We start from the raw sequence: 4,497 nt of genomic DNA on the forward strand, positions 1-4,497 counted from the left end.
TTATATTAGGAAATATAATAGGAGAACCCAACGGAAGTTATGGATTGAATTAAAGTTTTTAACCGCCCTGGTTAGTATTGACAACTGGGCAAGGAGAAGATAATGTAACTATTATATGAAATTGATAATCATTATCACTATAAGGGGATTGAACATGAAGAAAAAGCTCTTCCTTCCATTGTTACTGCTGGTGCTTATCATCAGCGCATGCGGAAACCAAGCTACTAACGATAGTCAGGTCTCACCTACTACAGATACATCAACCAATTCTGACACGGCGGCGGATTCGAATACTGGTACTAAGACGTATCAGTCGGAGTCAGGGCCTATAGAGGTTCCGGCCAATCCGAAGCGAATTGTGGCACTAACAAATGCTCCAAACGTGCTCTCGCTCGGTTTTACTCTAGTTGGTGTAGATGAATGGACGAACACGAATCCATTGTTCACGGACAAGCTGTCGGGTGTGACAGTCGTATCTCCAGAAGATCTGGAGAAGATTATTGAGCTGGAGCCGGACCTCATTATTACCGGTAGTGACAGCAAAAATTTAGATAAGCTCAATGAGATCGCACCAACCGTCGCGTATACATGGGGCAAGCTGGACTACTTGAACCAGCAACTGGAAATCGGAAAACTGTTGAACAAAGAGCAGGAGGCTCAGGCCTGGGTCGACGACTTCAAGCAGAGGGCTGCTGAGGTAGGTAAGGAGATCAAAGCGAAGTATGGCGATAATGTAACTGTGTCGGTCTTAGAAACGGACGCGAAGAGCTTCTATGTATTCGGTAACAACTGGGCTCGCGGAACTGAAGTACTGTATCAGGCGATGGGGCTAAGCATGCCAGAGAAAGTCAAAGCCGATGCACTCGGACCCGGCTATTATACGCTATCTTCTGAAGTACTCGGTGAATATGTCGGTGATTTCCTAGTAATAAGCAGAAGCTCAAAGGGTGATAATTCGTTCATGAAGACGGAGACATGGAATAACATTCCGGCTGTTCAAAATAAGCATGTCATTGAGATCGACACGGAATCTTCCACGTACAGTGATCCGACGACACTTGATTACTTACTGGACATTTTCAAGACCGGCTTTCTCGGATAATTGTCAAAATATTTCACTGTGAGCATTAGAATGTTCCACTGAAAAATCAAAGAACCCTGCGTTTTAGACGCACGGGTTCTTTTGTTTATAAAAATACCATTACGCTGCTGAAAGCGGGAATATAACGGTGAAAATCAAGCGATTAGTCGATCCAAATTATTATCTATTAGGACATGTAAAATAAGTTAAATAGTCCTTGTAATATTGGTTATCTAAGGATAATAGTAGATAAATTTGAAAGAAAAAGGAGTATATTCCCTCTTTTTTTACGTTTTTTTACTGTGCGATATATCACTTTTTTAATATTATCCGTTGCACTATAATTAAGAGTTTGATATTATTTAGGCAATTAATATTTAGACATCTAAATATAATTTTATTATTTTAATGACCTTACACATATCTTGATTGTCCTCAAGAAAGGAGCCTGAAAAAAATGGCAAGATTGAATGAGAAGGTAGCTCTTATTACCGGAGGCGCATCAGGAATAGGTTTATCTGTTGCCCAACTAATGGCGAAAGAAGGAGCTAAAGTAGTCATTGCTGACTTTAATGTCGAAGGGGCAAAAGAAGCAGCAGAGGAAATTAGAACCCAAGGCGGAGATGCAGTGGGTGTGTTTGTCGATGCTGGAAATGGAGATTCCATTAAGGAAGCCGTTGACTTTACCGTACAACAGTATGGAAAAATCACGACTATGTTCAACAACGTTGGTTTGACAAACCTGAAGAAAGACCTTGATGTAGTGAACGTTGATCTTGAAGAGTGGGACAAGCTGATGAACGTTAACTTAAAGAGTGTCTTACTCGGAGCTAGATTCGCGATTCCTCATATGATGGAAGCTGGCGGAGGCTCAATTATTAATACGGCTTCTATGGCTGGTTTTGCTGGAGATGCGGTTCGGGTCGCTTACGGGGCGTCAAAAGCGGGCGTAGTAAACCTTACAAGATACATCGCTACGCAATATGGTAAACACAGCATTCGTTGTAATGCAGTTGCACCTGGATTGATTTTGACACCGGCAGCGAAGAATAATATGCCGCAAGATGTACTCGATATGTTTGCGAAGTACAACGCACTACCTTACCACGGCGAACCAGAAGATATCGGACATACCGTTGTATTCTTGGCTTCAGATGAATCTAAGTTTATTACTGGTCAGACAATCCAGGTCGAGGGTGGGCACTATATCGCTAATCCAACCGTTCCGGATTTTGAGCAGTTTATGAAAATGGCACAGGTCTAATCAGGCTAAATGCCTCTAAAGCATATTAAAAACGGGGAGCGGAAAATTTTATGAGCCACAACAAAAGCAAAATTCACTATGCGTGGTGGATTTTACTTGGGCTTTGCATCATGGTTGGATTGGCGAAAGCTGGTTTGAATAACTCTGCAGGTCTCTTTTTGAAATCAGTTTCGAATGATCTGGGAGTGGGGATGGGCAGTTTATCTCTTTACTTTAGTGTATCGGCCATTATTACCATGATCTTTTTGCCAATTGGCGGCAAATTGATGGCAAAGTATGATACTCGGTTGATTTTAATTATTGCAGTTGTTTTACAAGCAGGAGCATTTGCTTTGTTTGGATTAATGAATTCTGTATGGGGCTGGTACATTTTAGCGATTCCACTGGCAGTGGGCGGCGTATTTCTTACCGTAATTGCGGGTCCTGTATTAATTAATCAGTGGTTCAAAAAGAGTAAAGGACTAGCACTTGGAATTATGGGTGCGGCAGGCGGTGCACTTGGTGCCATTGCTCAACCGGTTGTTGGTAATCTGATTGCCAATCAAGGTTGGAGATCTTCATATATGATCGTCGGAATTACAGTCATTGTTATTGTTATTCCTATCGTCTTTCTTTTGATCAGGAAGTCACCGGCAGAAAAGAAAACGCTTCCTTACGGAGCAGGATCTGCTGCGGCAAACACAACCAAAAATTCAAGTGAGGAAGAGAACAAAGGGGTAACATTAGCAGTTGCTAAAAAATCCTCTGCTTTCTATGCACTGATGGTATTTTTCTTCCTGATTACATCTGCAGCCAGCTTTTCAATGCACATCCCGACTTACTTGATGAATAAAGGATTCGATGTATCCTTTGCAGGTAATGTAATGGCGATCAATATGATCGGCGTGCTGATCGGTTCATTGTTAATTGGATATGCGAGCGATAAATTCGGTACTAAGAATACGGCAATGGCAGTAATGCTTCTCGGCGTAGTGTCGATCGCACTGTTACTGTTCGCGTCATCAAGTACGCTAGTCATATCGATAGCTGTAGGTTTGTTTGGATTAATTTCTTCCTCCATCGGAACGCTCGGACCTGCACTTACATCGAGCTTGTTCGGCAATAAGGAATACAGCCAGATTTATTCCAATGCCTCGATGGGCTTGGCGATTTCATCCATTGTTGCTTTGCCGGCTTACGGGTATGTGTTTGATTTCACCGGAAGTTACACCCCCGTTTTGTATGCCATTGGTGTGATGCTGATTGTCATCATTTTCTGTATAGCTGTTGCTTTTAAAGGTAAGAAGAAGTTGGAACAAGCGGGTTTATGGAATTAATTTCACAAGTGAAATGAGGTTATCGAAATGAGATTAAAAGGTAAAGTCGGGATCATAACCGGTAGTGCTTCTGGAATTGGGCGCGGTATTGCACTTGCAATGGCTAAGGAAGGCGCACATATCGCCATTGTTGATGTGAATGAGCAAAAAGGGAAAGAGACACTCGCGGAAGTGAATCAATATACCGAAGGTTGTCTTTTCATTAAAGATATCTCAGTAAAAGAAAATGCGAATGAGATCGTTGCAGAAGTCGTTAAAAAATTCGGTAAGCTGGATATTCTCGTTAATAACGCACATGCATCCAGACAGGCCGCTTTTATCGATACAACTCAAGATTTGTTGGATTTATCTTTCGGAACAGGCTTTTACCCAACATTCCACTTTATGCAGGCAGCATACCCTGAATTGAAGAAAACGCAAGGTAATGTAATCAATTTTGCATCGGGTGCTGGTATTGATGGACAAGTTACACAAGCCTCTTACGCTGCTGCTAAGGAAGCGATTCGCGCTATTTCCCGTGTTGCTGCAAATGAGTGGGGCCCGGATGGTATCAATGTCAATCTAATCTCACCCATCGCTCTAACGCCAGGTGTAGAACAGTGGCGTGAAAGTGCCCCAGAAATGTACGATGCCATGATTAACCGAATTCCGCTTCGCCGCCTTGGTGACCCGGAACAGGATATTGGTCAGGTTGCTATATTCTTAGCAAGTGAAGATTCTAATTATATTACCGGCCAAACCGTAATGGTGGATGGCGGATCTATCAAATTACGTTAGGAGAATGCAAAATGGGAAAATTAAATAACAAAGTAGCTATCATTACTGGAGGAGCTTCC

General features: G+C 42.3%; 4 protein-coding genes. All 4 read left to right on the forward strand.

All coding sequences use genetic code 11. The features are described 5' to 3' along the window. Positions 1-154 precede the first annotated feature (154 nt). Entirely contained in the window at positions 155-1,102 is a 948-nt protein-coding gene (locus KFT32_RS26985) for an iron-hydroxamate ABC transporter substrate-binding protein (RefSeq protein ID WP_211750438.1), read from the forward strand. A 436-nt stretch (positions 1,103-1,538) separates the two neighbouring features. Next, on the forward strand, positions 1,539-2,345 hold the full coding sequence (locus tag KFT32_RS26990; protein ID WP_211750439.1) for an SDR family NAD(P)-dependent oxidoreductase: 807 nt from the start codon (positions 1,539-1,541) through the stop codon (positions 2,343-2,345). A gap of 50 nt (positions 2,346-2,395) precedes the next feature. Further along, on the forward strand, positions 2,396-3,661 hold the full coding sequence (locus KFT32_RS26995; protein ID WP_211750440.1) for an MFS transporter: 1,266 nt from the start codon (positions 2,396-2,398) through the stop codon (positions 3,659-3,661). Positions 3,662-3,688: 27 nt separating this feature from the next. Beyond that, positions 3,689-4,438 carry an SDR family NAD(P)-dependent oxidoreductase gene (locus tag KFT32_RS27000; protein ID WP_211750441.1) on the forward strand — a complete coding sequence of 250 codons (750 nt, stop codon included), beginning with the start codon at positions 3,689-3,691 and terminating at the stop codon, positions 4,436-4,438. Positions 4,439-4,497 lie beyond the last annotated feature (59 nt).

The organism is Paenibacillus sp. Marseille-Q4541, assembly GCF_018310695.1.
Classification (GTDB): Bacteria; Bacillota; Bacilli; order Paenibacillales; family Paenibacillaceae; genus Paenibacillus.